Origin of the sequence: Streptomyces sp. 378, assembly GCF_030124145.1 — a bacterium.
Taxonomy (GTDB): Bacteria; Actinomycetota; Actinomycetes; order Streptomycetales; family Streptomycetaceae; genus Streptomyces.
Window position 1 is genome coordinate 37506 of sequence record NZ_JASKMS010000037.1, and the last position, 14861, is coordinate 52366.

Genomic DNA, 14861 nt, shown 5'->3' on the forward strand with positions numbered 1-14861 from the left:
CACTCCCCCTTCGGTCAGTGCCGTGGTTCCCAGCGGAACCACCGCCGTACAGCAAACACCGCGATGAGGATCCAGGCCATGGCGGTCCCGAGGGCGCCGAGTGCCTCGTACGCGGAGAGGGACCCGGTCCAGCCGCCGCGCACCAGGGTGACGACGGGCGTCAGCGGCAGCAGTTCGCAGACGGAGGCGACCCGGTCCGGGAGCAGTTCCAGCGGCACGAACATGCCGGAGCCGATCATCGAGACCATCAGCAGGGGCATGGGCGTGACCTGGGCGCTCTCGCCGGTCCGGGTGAAGCTCGCGGTGGCCGCGGCGAGGGCGGCGCACATCACCAGGCCCGACAGCAGGCCGAGGACGACCAGATGGGGCGCCGACGGCGCGGACAGGTCCAGCAGCGCGACGCAGCCGGCCGCCAGCAGCAGGCACTGCGCCAGCCCGGTGAGGACGGCCGGCAGCGCGGAGCCGGCCAGGATCTCGATGTCCCGCAGCTCCCCGGTGCGCAGCCGCTTGAGGACGAGCTCCTCACGCCGGACGACGAACGCGCCGACGAGCACCGAGTAGACGGCGAACAGCAGGGAGAAGCCGACGGCGGCGGGCAGCACCAGGGTGCCGGTGTTCAGCCCCGCCTCGGCGAGGTCCATCTCCCGCGCCGCCGACCGCACGCTGATCGGCATCAGCAGCGGCACGAACAGTGCGGCGAAGAGCGCTCCCCGGGTCCGCCCGAGCAGGGTCAGTTCGGCGCGGGCCAGAGCGGTCATCCGGCTCAGCGGGGTGGTCGTGGCCGGTGCCGGGCGGGGCGTGGTGCGGGTGGTGCTCATGCCGCGTACTCCTTGGTCGTCAGGCCCGGGGACCGTTCGGCGGAGGCGTTCCCGGCGATGCCCAGGAAGGCTTCCTCCAGGGAGGCCGAGCGCATGTCGAGGCGGCGCAGCTCCACCCGGGCCCGGGCGGCCCACATCAGCAGTCCGGTGGCCGTCCGCTGCAGTTCGCGCGTACGGAGCCGGACGATGCGGCCGTCGGTCTCGTGGCCGGACACGCCCAGCTCGTCCAGCGGCGGAAGATCGCCGACGAAGTATCCGTCGGGCAGTTCGAAGGAGATCCGCGACGGTTCCGACGCGGTCACCTCGGCCGGGGTCCCGGTGGTGGCGATGCGCCCCTCGTGCATGATCGCCAGCCGGTCGGCGAGGTGCTCGGCCTCCTCCAGGTAGTGCGTGGTCAGCAGCACCGTCGTCCCGCGGTCGCGCAGCGCGCTCACCAACTCCCAGGTGGCCCGGCGGCCTTCGGCGTCCAGCCCGGTGGAGGGCTCGTCGAGGAAGAGCACCTCGGGATCGCCGAGCAGGGCGAGCGCCAGGTCGAGACGGCGCCGCTGGCCGCCGGACAGCTGCTTGACCCGGGTGCCGGCCTTCGACTCCAGGCCGACCAGCGCCAGCACCTCCGCCGGGGGCCGTGCCCCGCTCACGCATCCCGCCCACATCCGCGCGGTCTCCGCGACGGTGAGCTCGGACGGGAAGCCGCCTTCCTGGAGCATCACGCCGGTGCGGGGTCGTACGGCGGCCCGGTCGGTGTACGGGTCGTGTCCGAGGACCCGCACGCTGCCGCCGGCCGGCTGCGCGAGACCCTCCAGGACTTCGACGGTCGAGGTCTTGCCCGCGCCGTTGGTGCCGAGCAGTGCGAAGATCTCCGCGCGCCGTACGGAAAAGCTGATGCCGCGTACGGCCTCGAACCCGCCCCCGTACACACGCCGCAGGTCAGTGACCTCAATCACGTGTTCGTGTCCGTTGGATTCCATGCCTCAAGCGTCTCGGCCGTGCGGGCCGGGCAGCAGTGCGCGCTGTCATCACTCGGCATGACAAATGTCAGACGGACGCTCGGAGGCACGAAGAAGACCCCGGCCCTGAGGGGCCGGGGTCTTCATTCCCGAGCGGACGACGAGGTTCGAACTCGCGACCTCAACCTTGGCAAGGTTGCGCTCTACCAACTGAGCTACGTCCGCATATGCTCCCGATCAGCTTTCACTGACCGGTGCGGGCACCAGCCTACCTGATCCTCCCCCGAGCTTTCGACAAGCTCGGGCAGGGGATATCCCCATGAGCGACCGGTACGGCGATGCAGAGCGGGTGACAGGAATCGCACACTGCGCCTTCCCCCTGGAAGGGGGATGTTCTACTACTGAACTACACCCGCATGTCTCCGTGAGCCGGGCCTCTCGGCCTCGCCCCTCGGCGTGCTCCAGACTCTAGCTGATCAGCCGGGGTGCTGCGCAAGTCGGTTGGCGCGAGGGGCGGGTGACCGGGCATCGGCGGGGGCCCGACGGGCCGTCACCGCGCGGCGCTGAACGCCTCGTAGACCTTCTTGGGGATGCGTCCGCGCGCGGGGACGTCCATCTTGTTGGCCTGGGCCCAGGCGCGCACGGCCGACGGGTCGGGGGCGACCTCCGTCTGCCGGTACGCCTTGCCCGAGCGGGATCGCTTGCGCCCGGCCTCCACGTAGGGCGCGAGCGCCTTCCGCAGTTCTCCGGCGTTGACTTCACTCAGGTCGATCTCGTACGACTTGCCGTCCAGTCCGAAGGCGATCGTTTCCGCCGCTTCCGAGCCGTCGATGTCGTCAAAGAGAGTGACCACGACCTTCTGCGCCACGAATATCGGTCCCTTCATGCGGCACTTTGCCAATTCATTTGTACAGTGCCTGGCAATACATTGTGAAGCCCGACTAAATCCTTCCGCGTGTCCAGAATCAGGAGGGAGCGGAGTGACTTCGCTGGAAGCGTGGTGGTCGGAGACGGGCGGAGGCAATAGCTTTCGGGTGTCGATCCGGGATCTTTCCCGAAAATTTCGTGTGCCCCGATGATGCGGTCCCGTTGATGCGGGATCGTGATGACGGTCACGTAGTTTCCTACAAGTCAACGCGCGTAGAAATTTTGTGCGGGTAGTCTGAAGGGACCTGCTCAGCACCACACACCGGGAGTGCCAGTGGCACGCGTCGTAGTCGACGTCATGCTCAAGCCGGAGATCCTCGACCCCCAGGGCCAGGCGGTGCAGCGCGCACTGCCGCGGCTGGGATTCGAGGGGATCTCGGACGTCCGCCAGGGAAAGCGTTTCGAACTGGAAGTTGACGGGCCGGTCGACGAGGCCGCCCTCGCCCGCATTCATGATCTTGCGGAGTCCTTCCTCGCGAACACCGTGATCGAGGACTTCACGGTCCGGGTCGAGGAAGTCGCGGAGGCCGTGAAGTGACCGCTCGTATTGGCGTCGTCACTTTTCCCGGCAGTCTGGACGACCGCGACACCCAGCGCGCGATCCGCGTCGCCGGCGCCGAGCCGGTCGCCCTCTGGCACAAGGACAAAGACCTCAAGCAGGTCGACGCCGTGGTGCTGTGCGGTGGATTCTCCTACGGCGACTATCTGCGCGCCGGGGCCATCGCCCGTTTCTCGCCGGTGATGGAGCCCCTGCTGGAGCAGGCCAAGGCCGGTCTTCCGGTGCTCGGCATCTGCAACGGCTTCCAGATCCTCACCGAGGCCCATCTGCTGCCGGGCACGATGCTCCGCAACAACCACCTGCACTTCATCTGCCGTGACCAGAAGCTGCGGGTGGAGAACGCCGAGACCTCCTGGACCACCGACTACTCGGCCGGTCAGGAGATCCACATCCCGCTGAAGAACAACGACGGGCAGTACGTCGCCGACGCGTACACGCTCGACGAGCTGGAGGCCGAGGGCCGCGTCGCCTTCCGCTACCTGGACTTCAACCCCAACGGCTCCCAGCGGGACATCGCCGGCGTCACCAACGAGGCCGGAAACGTGGTCGGCCTCATGCCGCACCCCGAGCACGCCGTCGAGCCGCTGATCGGCACCGGCCGCACCGACGGCCTCCCGTTCTTCACCTCGATCCTCAAGAAGCTGGTCAACGCATGAGCCGGACGCCTCTGGACACGGTCGAGCACGCGGCCGCGACCCCCGACGTCGAGCTGCCCTGGGCCGAACTGGGCCTGAAGAAGGACGAGTACGAGCGGGTCGTGGAGATCCTCGGCCGCCGGCCCACCGGGGCCGAGCTCGCCATGTACTCGGTGATGTGGTCGGAGCACTGCTCGTACAAGAGCAGCAAGGTGCACCTGCGCCAGTTCGGCGAGAAGGCCCCCGAGTCCGACGCGATGCTCGTCGGCATCGGCGAGAACGCCGGTGTGGTCGACGTCGGGCAGGGCTACGCGGTCACCTTCAAGGTCGAGTCGCACAACCACCCGTCGTACGTCGAGCCCTACCAGGGCGCGGCCACCGGTGTCGGCGGCATCGTCCGCGACATCATCGCCATGGGCGCCCGCCCGGTCGCGGTCGTCGACCCGCTGCGCTTCGGCGCCGCCGACCACCCCGACACCAAGCGCGTGCTGCCGGGTGTCGTCGCGGGCATCGGCGGCTACGGCAACTGCCTGGGCCTGCCCAACATCGGCGGCGAGGTCGTCTTCGACGCCTGCTACCAGGGCAACCCGCTGGTCAACGCCGGTGCCATCGGCGTGATGCGGCACGAGGACATCCACCTCGCCAAGGCGTCCGGCGCGGGCAACAAGGTCATCCTCTACGGCGCCCGGACCGGCGGTGACGGCATCGGCGGCGCCTCCATCCTGGCCTCCGAGACCTTCGACGACGCCAAGCCGTCCAAGCGCCCGGCCGTGCAGGTCGGCGACCCGTTCCAGGAGAAGCTGCTCATCGAGTGCACCCTGGAGGCCTTCAAGGAGAAGCTGGTCGTCGGCATCCAGGACCTCGGCGCGGCCGGCCTGTCCTGCGCCACCTCCGAGCTCGCCTCGAACGGCTCCGGCGGCATGCGCGTCACCCTGGACGACGTCCCGCTGCGCGACTCCACGCTCTCGCCCGAGGAGATCCTCATGAGCGAGTCGCAGGAACGCATGTGCGCGGTCGTCGAGCCGGCGAAGGTCGACCGCTTCCTGGAGATCTGCGAGAAGTGGGACGTCATCGCCACCGTCATCGGTGAGGTGACCGACGGCGACCGCCTGGAGATCTACTGGCACGGCGGCAAGATCGTCGACGTCGACCCGCGCACGGTCGCGCACGAGGGCCCGGTCTACGAGCGTCCCTACGCCCGCCCCTCCTGGCAGGACGACCTCCAGGCCGACGACGCGAACAAGCTGCCGCGCCCGGCGACCTCCGAGGAGCTGAAGGACCAGGTCCTCAAGCTGGTCGGCTCCCCGAACCAGGCCTCCAAGTCCTGGATCACCAGCCAGTACGACCACTTCGTGCAGGGCAACACCGTCCTCGCCCAGCCCGAGGACTCCGGCATGATCCGGATCGACGAGGAGACCGGCCTCGGCGTGGCCATCGCGACCGACGGCAACGGCCGGTACGCCAAGCTCGACCCGTACCACGGCGCCCAGCTCGCACTGGCGGAGGCGTACCGCAACGTCGCCACCACCGGCGCCAAGCCGCTGGCCGTCTCCGACTGCCTGAACTTCGGCTCGCCCGAGGACCCGGCGGTGATGTGGCAGTTCGCGGAGGCCGTGCGTGGTCTGGCGGACGCCTGCCGGCAGCTCGGCACGCCGGTCACGGGCGGCAACGTCTCCCTCTACAACCAGACGGGCGAGGCCGCCATCCACCCGACCCCGGTCGTCGCGGTCCTCGGCGTCATCGACGACGTCGCCCGCCGCACCCCGGTCGCCTTCCAGGAGGAGGGCCAGCTGCTCTACCTCCTCGGCGACACCCGCGAGGAGTTCGGCGGCTCGGCCTGGTCGCAGGTGATCCACGACCACCTCGGCGGTCTGCCTCCGAAGGTCGACCTGGAGCGCGAGCGGCTGCTCGCCGAGATCCTGATCTCCGCCTCCCGCGACGGCATGATCGACTCCGCGCACGACCTGTCCGACGGCGGTCTGATCCAGGCGGTCGTCGAGTCGGCCCTGCTGGGCGACAAGGGCGCCCGCCTGATCGTCCCGGACGGTCTGGACGCCTTCACCTTCCTGTTCTCCGAGTCGGCGGGCCGCGCGGTCGTGGCCGTGCCGCGCTCCGAGGAGCTCCGCTTCAACGACATGTGCGGAGCACGGGGCCTGCCCGCCACCCGCATCGGTGTCGTCGACGGTGACACGGTCGACGTCCAGGGCGAGTTCACCCTCTCCCTGGCCGAGCTGCGCGAGATCCACGAGGGCACGATCCCGGCCCTGCTGAAGTAGGCGACCGCTCAGAAGCCCCCGTCCGGTCCGGGCGGGGGCTTCGCCCTGCCCGGACCGGGTCAGCGCACACCGGCTCTTGCACGATATTACGTAGTTCCGTAATCTCGGAGCCGTGGAACTGGAACAACGCGTCGCCGACCTCGAACGCCGCCTCGCGGCCCTGGAAGGCGCCCGGGACACCGGCCCCCGCATCGACGGGAGCGACTTCTGGGCGCTCAACGGCTTGAAGGAGCAACTGGCCGAGGCGGGAGCGGCCGACGGCGGCGTCCTCTACACCGGCTCCGTCCGCCTGCCGACGGGCGAGCAGTACGCCTGGCAGCTGACCGCCCTCACGGAGGACCTGCTGGACGGCGCATGGACGACGGCCGCCGAGTCGTTCGCGGCACTCGGCCACCCGGTCCGGCTCCGGCTGCTGCGCGAGGTCCTCGGCGGCCGGCGCACCGCCGCCGAACTCGCCGAGCTGGACGAGGTGGGCACGACCGGCCAGATCTACCACCATCTGCGCCAGCTCACCGCCACCGGCTGGCTGCACACCACCGGCCGGGGCCGCCACGAGGTGCCGCCGGGGCGGGTCGTCCCGCTGCTGGTGGCGCTGGCGGCGGCCCGCCCGTAGACGAACAGGGGGAACAGGATGTCCGCACGCAAGCTCGGCGTGATCGCCTTCCGGGGGCTGCAGCTGGTCTTCATCGGTCTGGTGATCGCCCACGTCTGCCTGGGCTGGAGCCATCCGGCCCTCTGGGACCTGCTGCCGCTGGTGCTCGCGTACGCCGTCGTCACCGTCGCGAACCGGTGGGGCGGCGCCCCGGACAGCCCCCGGGTGGCCCGCGAGCCCGTCGAGGTCGCCCCGCCCGTCACCGGCCGCTGGTCCGCGCTCAACAGCCCGGCCGACCGGACCCCGAGCCACGGCCTCCACGCCTACGGCCAGACCTACGCCATCGACGTCCTCGCCGAGCCCGCGCCGGGCGCGCGCCCCGCCTTCCGCCGGCTGTGGCCGCTCGCCCGCCGCCCGGAGGACTTCCCGGGCCACGGCGCCCCGGTCCTCGCCGTCGCCGACGCCACCGTCGTACGGGCGGAGGACCGGCAGCGCGACCACCTCAGCCGCACCTCCTGGCCGGGGTTGCTGTACCTCATGCTGATCGAGGGCTGGGTGCGCGAGCTGTGCGGCACCAGGCGCATCCTCGGCAACCACGTCGTCCTCGACCTCGGCGACGGCGTCTACGCCGCCTACGCCCACCTCCGGCGCGGCTCCCTCACCGTCCGCGAGGGCGACCGCGTCCGGGCCGGGCAGGTACTCGCCCGCTGCGGCAACTCGGGCAACTCCTCCGAGCCGCACCTGCACTTCCAGTTGATGGACATGCCCGACCCGGACGCGGCCCGGGGCGTCCCGTTCACCTGGAGCGGCATCGGCGTCCCCGGCAACGGGGAGATCTTCGAGGCACCCCCGACTGTCACAGCCCGCATTTAGGCTGACGCCATGCCCCCGGCCACGAAGCGCGCCCGCGCGTACGACCCCGTCAAGACCCGAGCAGCCGTGCTCGCCCAGTTCGGGCACATACGCACGGCCGTGGGCACCCTCGGCCCCGGCCGGCTGGCCCTGCCCACGCGCCTCGGTGACTGGACGGTGCGCGACCTGGCCGCGCACTGCGCCATGGCCCTGGACGCCGTGGACCGGCTGCTCCAGGAGCCCGAGCCCGCGCGGCAGGACAGCCGGCTGCTCGACTGGCCGTTCGCCATCGCCGCCGACGCCCCCGCGATCGCCGGCACCGCACGCCGCCTGGCCGAGGAGCATCCGGACCTCGACGCCCACCTCAACGGGGCCGAGCACCGCTTCACCGCGAACCTCGACACCTACCCCGGCACCCGGCTGCTCGCCACCAGCGCCGGCGCCCTGCCGCTCGCCGACTACCTCGTCACCCGCACCGTCGAACTCGTCGTCCACACCGACGACCTCAACGCCGCCCTACCCGGTCCGGACATCCCCTACGACCGTCAGGCCCTGGCCGCCTGCACCCGGCTGCTGGCCGACGCGCTCGCCGCGACGGCGCCCGGCGGTTCGACGGAGGTGAGGGTGCCGCCGTACGCGGTGGTGCAGTGCGTGGAGGGGCCGAGGCACACCCGGGGCACCCCGTCCAACGTCGTCGAGACGGACCCGCTGACCTGGATCCGGCTCGCGACCGGACGGCTGGCCTGGGGCGAGGCCCTCCAGGACGCAAAGGTCAGCGCGAGCGGAGAGCGGGCGGACCTGTCGGCCTACCTGCCCCTGATGACATAAGGGGAACCGATCCCCCCGGGTCGCCCGTCGAAGCGGCATGGACAGGCAGAAGCAGCGCATGACCCTGACGGCCGCCGCCATGCTCGTCCCGCTCATGGCGGCCTGCGGCAGTGAGACGGCGGACGGCGGCAGCGGCTCTGTCGATGCCGGGAAGCCGCTCACCGGTGTGCGGTGGAGCGTGGACAGCGTCACCGCGGACGGCAGGACGCAGCAGGCCCCCAGCGGCGCCCATGTGACCATCGACGAGGGCCGGGCGGAGGGCAGCTACGGCTGCAACGACTTCAGCGCCGAGGCCACCGTCGAGGGCGACCGCGTGCGGCTGGGCAAGACCCGGTCCACTCAGATGGCCTGCGAGGACAAGCCCATGGCCTTCGAGACGCGTCTCGCGCGCGCCCTGTCCGGCCAGGAGCTGAAGGCGAAGGTGGACGGCGACCGCCTCACCCTCACCAATACCCGGGGCGACACCGTCCGCCTGACCGAGGCGCGGGACGCCCCGCTGGCCGGCACCGAATGGACCTTCACGACCCCGAAGGCGGACGGCCGGGCCCACCTCACCTTCGACGAGAAGAAGGGCACCGTCTCCGGCAACCTCGGCTGCAACAAGGTGAACGCCAGGGCCACGGTCCGCGACGGCCATATCACCCTCGGCCCCCCTGCCACGACCCGAATGATGTGCGAAGACTCACTCATGGCCGACGAGAAGACCCTGCTGCGTCTTTTCGACGGGAAGTCGACGTACCGAGTGGATCACCAAACCCTCACGCTGACCAGCGAAAACGGTACGCGTGTGCAGGCGGTCGCCGAGCGGTGATCCACCGGAAAGTCCGGTATCCCCAATTCGGACCAGTGGTCGACCTCGCCTACACTCGGAGGCGTGCCACGTGGTGACGGACGACTCAACCACGACCTGCTCCCCGGTGAGAAGGGCCCCCAGGACGCTTGTGGCGTCTTCGGTGTCTGGGCTCCGGGCGAAGAGGTCGCCAAGCTCACGTACTTCGGGCTCTACGCCCTCCAGCATCGAGGCCAGGAATCCGCGGGAATCGCGGTCAGCAACGGCTCACAGATCCTCGTCTTCAAGGACATGGGCCTGGTTTCCCAGGTCTTCGACGAAACCTCCCTCGGCTCGCTCCAGGGTCACATCGCGGTCGGACACGCCCGCTACTCGACCACCGGCGCCTCCGTCTGGGAGAACGCCCAGCCGACGTTCCGTGCCACCGGGCACGGATCCATCGCGCTCGGCCACAACGGCAACCTCGTCAACACCGCCCAGCTCGCCGAGATGGTGGCCGACCTGCCCAAGCAGGAAGGCGGCCGCACCCCGCGCGTCGCGGCGACCAACGACACCGACCTGCTCACCGCGCTCCTCGCGGCCCAGGTCGACGAGGACGGCACGCCGCTGACCATCGAGGAGGCCGCCCACAGCGTCCTCCCGAAGGTCCGGGGCGCCTTCTCCCTCGTCTTCATGGACGAGCACACCCTGTACGCGGCCCGCGACCCGCAGGGCATCCGCCCGTTGGTCCTCGGCCGCCTGGAGCGCGGCTGGGTCATCGCCTCCGAGTCCGCCGCCCTCGACATCTGCGGCGCCAGCTATGTCCGCGAGATCGAGCCGGGCGAGTTCGTCGCCATCGACGAGAACGGCCTGCGCACCTCCCGATTCGCGGACGCGAAGCCCAAGGGCTGTGTCTTCGAGTACGTGTACCTGGCCCGCCCGGACACCGACATCGCCGGCCGGAACGTGTACCTCTCCCGCGTGGAGATGGGCCGCAAGCTGGCGAAGGAGGCCCCGGTCGAGGCCGACCTGGTCATAGCGACCCCGGAGTCCGGCACACCCGCGGCGATCGGCTACGCGGAGGCCTCCGGCATCCCGTTCGGCGCCGGCCTCGTCAAGAACGCCTACGTCGGCCGGACGTTCATCCAGCCCTCGCAGACCATCCGCCAGCTGGGCATCCGCCTGAAGCTGAACCCGCTGAAGGAAGTCATCAAGGGCAAGCGCCTGGTCGTCGTCGACGACTCGATCGTGCGCGGCAACACCCAGCGGGCCCTGGTCCGCATGCTCCGCGAGGCGGGCGCCGCCGAGGTCCACATCCGGATCTCCTCGCCGCCCGTGAAGTGGCCCTGCTTCTTCGGCATCGACTTCGCCACCCGCGCCGAGCTCATCGCCAACGGCATGACGATCGACGAGATCGGCACCTCCCTGGGCGCCGACTCCCTCGCCTACATCTCCATCGACGGCATGATCGAGGCGACCACCATCGCCAAGCCGAACCTGTGCCGCGCCTGCTTCGACGGCGAGTACCCGATGGAGCTCCCGGACCCCGAGCTGCTCGGCAAGCAGCTGCTGGAGACGGAACTGGCCGCCGGCCCCGCCGCCACGGCCGCAGCCGACGCGATCCGCCGCCCGTAGACGGCCCGCAACACCTGCCGTACGACACGAAGGTTCTCCTTAGCCATGTCCGAGAAACCCCATGCCGAGGGCGGCGCCAGCTACGCAGCCGCGGGCGTCGACATCGAAGCGGGCGACCGCGCCGTCGAACTGATGAAGGAGTGGGTGAAGAAGGCCCAGCGCCCCGAGGTCCTCGGCGGCCTCGGCGGCTTCGCCGGCCTCTTCGACGCCTCCGCCCTGAAGAACTACGAGCGGCCCCTGCTCGCCTCCGCCACCGACGGCGTCGGCACCAAGGTCGACATCGCCCGCCGGCTGGGCGTCTACGACACCATCGGCCACGACCTGGTCGCCATGGTCATGGACGACATCGTGGTGTGCGGCGCCGAACCCCTGTTCATGACCGACTACATCTGCGTCGGCAAGGTCCACCCCGAGCGGGTCGCCGCCATCGTCAAGGGCATCGCCGAGGGCTGTGTGCTGGCCGGTTGCGCCCTGGTCGGCGGCGAGACGGCCGAGCACCCGGGCCTGCTGGGCGAGGACGACTTCGACGTCGCCGGCGCGGGCACGGGCGTCGTGGAGGCCGACCGGCTGCTCGGCGCGGATCGCATCCGGACGGGTGACGCGGTGATCGCCATGGCGTCCTCCGGTCTTCACTCGAACGGATACTCCCTCGTCCGGCACGTCCTGCTGAACCAGGCCGGTTTGGCCCTGGACGCGCACATCGACGAGCTCGGCCGCACCCTCGGCGAGGAGCTGCTGGAGCCCACGAAGATCTACTCGCTGGACTGCCTGGCCCTGATGCGCACCACCGAGGTGCACGCCTTCAGTCACGTCACCGGCGGCGGACTCGCGGCCAACCTCGCCCGGGTCATCCCGGACAATCTGCACGCCGTCGTGGACCGCTCCACCTGGACGCCGGCCCCGATCTTCGACCTCGTCGGCCGTACCGGCAGCGTCGAGCGCCTGGAGCTCGAGAAGACCCTGAACATGGGTGTCGGCATGATCGCGATCGTGCCGCAGGAGTCCGTGGACGTGGCCCTGACGACCCTCGCCGACCGTGGCGTGGACGCCTGGGTGGCCGGAGAGATCACCAACCGGGGCGAGCACACCACTGGTGCCGCCCTGATCGGTGACTACGCGAGCTGAGGCACGGGGTTCGTGACCCTGCAAGCAGCACAGAACCCGGTCGGTGACCGAAGTCACCGACCGGGCACGCGCTCAGTGCAAGGTCAAGCGCCGCGACGATGCTGCGAGGACTGGCCGTCCTCGTCGTCGTCGTCCTCGTAGAGGTCGGCGTACCGTGCGTACAGGTCGTCGTCCTGATCATCGTCCTCGAACGGCTCGCCGTTAGGCGGCTGCGGATTCGAAGGCGATGCACCCAGCTCCTCGGCCAGGCGTGAGAGGTCAGTCCCACCGCTGTTGTACTTCAGCTGGCGGGCGACCTTCGTCTGCTTGGCCTTGGCCCGGCCGCGCCCCATGGCTCGACCCCCTCAACGACGGGGCTCGACGGCCCCAGAGTCTTGACACGCGTTCATGGTCCGGCACGGACTCTCCGCGGAGAGACCGGTCCGTAGGGCTTCCACGGTACCTGAGCCCGCGCCCATACGGTACGTCGCCCGCATGACGTGCCCGCGCCCAGGACCTTCGAGGCGCCCCGTCCTCGCTGGTCAACCGCGATTTTAACCACTTATCGGCGGTCGACCCGCCGGTAGAAGTGAGAGTTCTCTCTAACTGCCCACCGGCGGGTACCGGTCAAACGTGCGAGACATCCGCGATCGGTCCCGCACCGGACCGGGGTCAGCGGGCCCGGCGGGCCCGGCGGGCCCGGGCCGCGTCGTGCATCCGCTGCTCGGCGATCCGGTCGGCCGCGGCGGCCGGCGGAATGCCGTCCTCCTTCGCACGTGCGAATATGGCCAGCGTGGTGTCGAAGATCTTCGACGCCTTCGCCTTGCACCGGTCGAAGTCGAAGCCGTGCAGCTCGTCGGCGACCTGGATGACACCGCCGGCGTTCACCACGTAGTCCGGCGCGTAGAGGATCCCGCGGTCGGCGAGGTCCTTCTCCACACCCGGGTGGGCGAGCTGGTTGTTGGCGGCACCGCAGACCACCGTGGCGGTCAGCGCGGGCACGGTGTCGTCGTTCAGCGCACCGCCGAGCGCGCACGGGGCGTAGATGTCGAGGCCCTCGGCGCGGATCAGCGTGGCGGTGTCGGCGACGGCCGTCACGCCCGTCGGGTGGGCCGCGAGGATCCTCCCCACGGCGTCCTCGCGCACGTCGGTGATGACGACCTCGGCGCCCTCCGCCCGCAGGTGCTCCACCAGGTGGTGGCCGACCTTGCCGACGCCGGCGATGCCGACCCGCCTGTCCCGCAGCGAAGGGTCGCCCCACAGGTGCTGCGCGGAGGCGCGCATGCCCTGGTAGACGCCGTAGGCGGTCAGGACCGAGGAGTCCCCGGCGCCGCCGTTCTCGGGGGAGCGTCCGGTCGTCCAGCGGCACTCACGGGCCACGACGTCCATGTCGGCGACATAGGTGCCGACGTCGCAGGCGGTGACGTACCGGCCACCGAGCGAGGCCACGAACCGGCCGTAGGCGAGGAGCAGCTCCTCGCTCTTGATCTTCTCCGGGTCGCCGATGATCACGGCCTTGCCGCCGCCGTGGTCGAGACCGGCCATGGCGTTCTTGTACGACATCCCGCGGGCGAGGTTCAGCGCGTCGGCGACGGCCTCGGCCTCGTTCGCGTACGGGTAGAAGCGCGTACCGCCGAGCGCGGGGCCCAGGGCGGTGGAGTGGAGGGCGATGACGGCCTTGAGGCCGCTCGCGCGGTCCTGGCAGAGCACGACTTGCTCATGTCCGCCCTGGTCCGAGTGGAACAGGGTGTGCAGTACATCAGCAGGTGCGCCGGTTACGTCGGTCACGGTGGTGACTCCTGTGTAGGTGCGGCGGGCGGAGACCAGCTCCCGTGCGGGTGGCGGGGCTGTTGGGCACGAGATTAGAGCCTGGTGGGCCCGCTGACCGCACCGCGCACAGGATCACCTCCGACCGGAGTACACCCGTGCGACGATTTGCATGGATTTCCCGCGCGATCGCGAGTGAGTTCCGCAGGTTTTCGCGGCGGTGCGCGGGGGAGGGAGCAGGCGTGCCCAAGGTGACCTCGCTGATCGTCCCCTACGCGACCTACCTGCGCGTGTACGAACCGCTGGCCGCCTTCCCCGAGCCGGAGCGCAGCCAGTGGGCCCGCTACGCCCGCCGTACGGACCGCCCCTCGTACCAGGACGAACTGCGCCGGGCCCTGGCCGACTTGGCCCCCACCCCGCCGGTTGCGGTGCCGGTGCACGAGAGCGAGGACGCCTTCGTGCTCGAGGTCGACGGCGTCGTCTGCGTCTGCCCCTGGCGCACCCGGCTGCGCGGCTGGCTCGCCCTGGACGAGCTCCCCGAGGAGCTCCCGCCGCCGGTCATGGACGCGGTCCTGCCGCCCGTCCTGCGGCGCCAGGCGACTCAGGACTACGAGCGCTGGCTGTCGATCAACCCGGACGCCCGGCCGTGGATCCGTACAGCCACCTGGCAGGTGCCGATCAACTGGTTCGTGCTGGTCTCCGACGAGGAGCGCGAGTACGACAAGGGCGCCCCGGGCGACAGCCCTCCCGTGCTGCGTTACCGCACCCCCATGGTGCAGGCCCGGCGGCGGGTGGCCCGAGGCCTGCGCGCCCTGCGGGAGGCCATGGACGAGGGGCCTTTGATCGACGGCCTGATGGACGTCGGGCGCTGGCTGGAGGAGTTCCATCCGCGCTCGCTGGTGGAGCTGGACTACGGCGGCCTGGTGCACGCGGTGCCGGCCGGGGCGCTGGAGGGCGACCACTCCGCCGCGGACGTGGCGGAGGGCATCGCCGCGCTGCGCCGGGGCGACGGGGCCGCCGCGGGGGAGGCCTACGCCCGGCTCGTGCAGCGGTGGCGTGCCGTACGGGATCTGCGGTCGGCCAACTGACCCCTGACCTTGATGACCGTGCGGACCGCTCGCCCTCGGTAACGAACTGACGTTTGACGAACCG

At 70.5% G+C, this 14861-nt stretch carries 15 protein-coding genes and 2 tRNA genes; 10 read left to right on the forward strand and 7 right to left on the reverse strand.

From position 1 onward, the window contains the following. Positions 1-14 precede the first annotated feature (14 nt). The 5 genes from QNO09_RS34575 to QNO09_RS34595 form a co-directional block, all read right to left on the reverse strand. The gene (locus QNO09_RS34575) at positions 15-818 is read right to left on the reverse strand and encodes an ABC transporter permease (RefSeq protein ID WP_283974189.1); all 804 of its coding nucleotides are present in this window, start codon (positions 816-818) and stop codon (positions 15-17) included. Then, positions 815-1786 carry an ABC transporter ATP-binding protein gene (locus QNO09_RS34580; protein WP_283974190.1) on the reverse strand — a complete coding sequence of 324 codons (972 nt, stop codon included), beginning with the start codon at positions 1784-1786 and terminating at the stop codon, positions 815-817. Before QNO09_RS34580 ends, QNO09_RS34575 begins: the two co-directional genes overlap by 4 nt. Positions 1787-1917: 131 nt before the next feature. Next, positions 1918-1990: transfer RNA gene (locus tag QNO09_RS34585), tRNA-Gly, on the reverse strand. Between the two features lie 119 nt (positions 1991-2109). Continuing rightward, positions 2110-2181: transfer RNA gene (locus QNO09_RS34590), tRNA-Gly, on the reverse strand. Between the two features lie 134 nt (positions 2182-2315). Beyond that, positions 2316-2633: a histone-like nucleoid-structuring protein Lsr2 gene (locus tag QNO09_RS34595; RefSeq protein WP_283974222.1), complete on the reverse strand. Its 318-nt coding sequence runs from the start codon at positions 2631-2633 to the stop codon at positions 2316-2318. A 333-nt stretch (positions 2634-2966) separates the two neighbouring features. Here QNO09_RS34595 and purS point away from each other — a divergent pair, with 333 nt between their 5' ends. From purS to purM, 9 genes are all read left to right on the forward strand, one after another. Beyond that, positions 2967-3230, forward strand: a complete 264-nt coding sequence (gene purS / locus QNO09_RS34600; protein ID WP_010045045.1) for a phosphoribosylformylglycinamidine synthase subunit PurS — start codon at positions 2967-2969, stop codon at positions 3228-3230. Beyond that, positions 3227-3907: a phosphoribosylformylglycinamidine synthase subunit PurQ gene (gene purQ / locus QNO09_RS34605; RefSeq protein WP_283974191.1), complete on the forward strand. Its 681-nt coding sequence runs from the start codon at positions 3227-3229 to the stop codon at positions 3905-3907. The genes purS and purQ overlap by 4 nt, the downstream gene beginning before the upstream one ends. Further along, positions 3904-6162: a phosphoribosylformylglycinamidine synthase subunit PurL gene (purL, locus tag QNO09_RS34610; RefSeq protein ID WP_283974192.1), complete on the forward strand. Its 2259-nt coding sequence runs from the start codon at positions 3904-3906 to the stop codon at positions 6160-6162. The genes purQ and purL overlap by 4 nt, the downstream gene beginning before the upstream one ends. A gap of 112 nt (positions 6163-6274) precedes the next feature. Then, positions 6275-6775: an ArsR/SmtB family transcription factor gene (locus QNO09_RS34615; protein ID WP_283974193.1), complete on the forward strand. Its 501-nt coding sequence runs from the start codon at positions 6275-6277 to the stop codon at positions 6773-6775. An 18-nt stretch (positions 6776-6793) separates the two neighbouring features. Then, positions 6794-7627 carry a M23 family metallopeptidase gene (locus tag QNO09_RS34620; protein WP_283974194.1) on the forward strand — a complete coding sequence of 278 codons (834 nt, stop codon included), beginning with the start codon at positions 6794-6796 and terminating at the stop codon, positions 7625-7627. A 9-nt stretch (positions 7628-7636) separates the two neighbouring features. Beyond that, complete coding sequence (locus tag QNO09_RS34625; protein ID WP_283974195.1) at positions 7637-8434, forward strand: maleylpyruvate isomerase family mycothiol-dependent enzyme; 798 nt, start codon at positions 7637-7639, stop codon at positions 8432-8434. Between the two features lie 37 nt (positions 8435-8471). Continuing rightward, positions 8472-9245 (forward strand): META domain-containing protein, encoded by a 774-nt coding sequence (locus QNO09_RS34630; protein WP_283974196.1) that lies wholly within the window; start codon positions 8472-8474, stop codon positions 9243-9245. Positions 9246-9308: 63 nt separating this feature from the next. Further along, complete coding sequence (purF, locus tag QNO09_RS34635; protein WP_283974197.1) at positions 9309-10838, forward strand: amidophosphoribosyltransferase; 1530 nt, start codon at positions 9309-9311, stop codon at positions 10836-10838. Positions 10839-10883: 45 nt separating this feature from the next. After that, the gene (gene purM, locus QNO09_RS34640; RefSeq protein WP_283974198.1) at positions 10884-11963 is read left to right on the forward strand and encodes a phosphoribosylformylglycinamidine cyclo-ligase; all 1080 of its coding nucleotides are present in this window, start codon (positions 10884-10886) and stop codon (positions 11961-11963) included. 83 nt (positions 11964-12046) lie between these two features. On the opposite strand, the gene QNO09_RS34645 is transcribed toward purM, so the two are convergent. After that, on the reverse strand, positions 12047-12295 hold the full coding sequence (locus QNO09_RS34645) for a DUF3073 domain-containing protein (protein ID WP_283974199.1): 249 nt from the start codon (positions 12293-12295) through the stop codon (positions 12047-12049). A gap of 319 nt (positions 12296-12614) precedes the next feature. After that, entirely contained in the window at positions 12615-13730 is a 1116-nt protein-coding gene (locus QNO09_RS34650; protein WP_283974200.1) for a Leu/Phe/Val dehydrogenase, read from the reverse strand. Positions 13731-13951: 221 nt separating this feature from the next. Between QNO09_RS34650 and QNO09_RS34655 the strand changes: the two genes are divergently transcribed. Next, the gene (locus QNO09_RS34655) at positions 13952-14797 is read left to right on the forward strand and encodes a DUF8083 family protein (RefSeq protein WP_283974201.1); all 846 of its coding nucleotides are present in this window, start codon (positions 13952-13954) and stop codon (positions 14795-14797) included. Positions 14798-14861 lie beyond the last annotated feature (64 nt).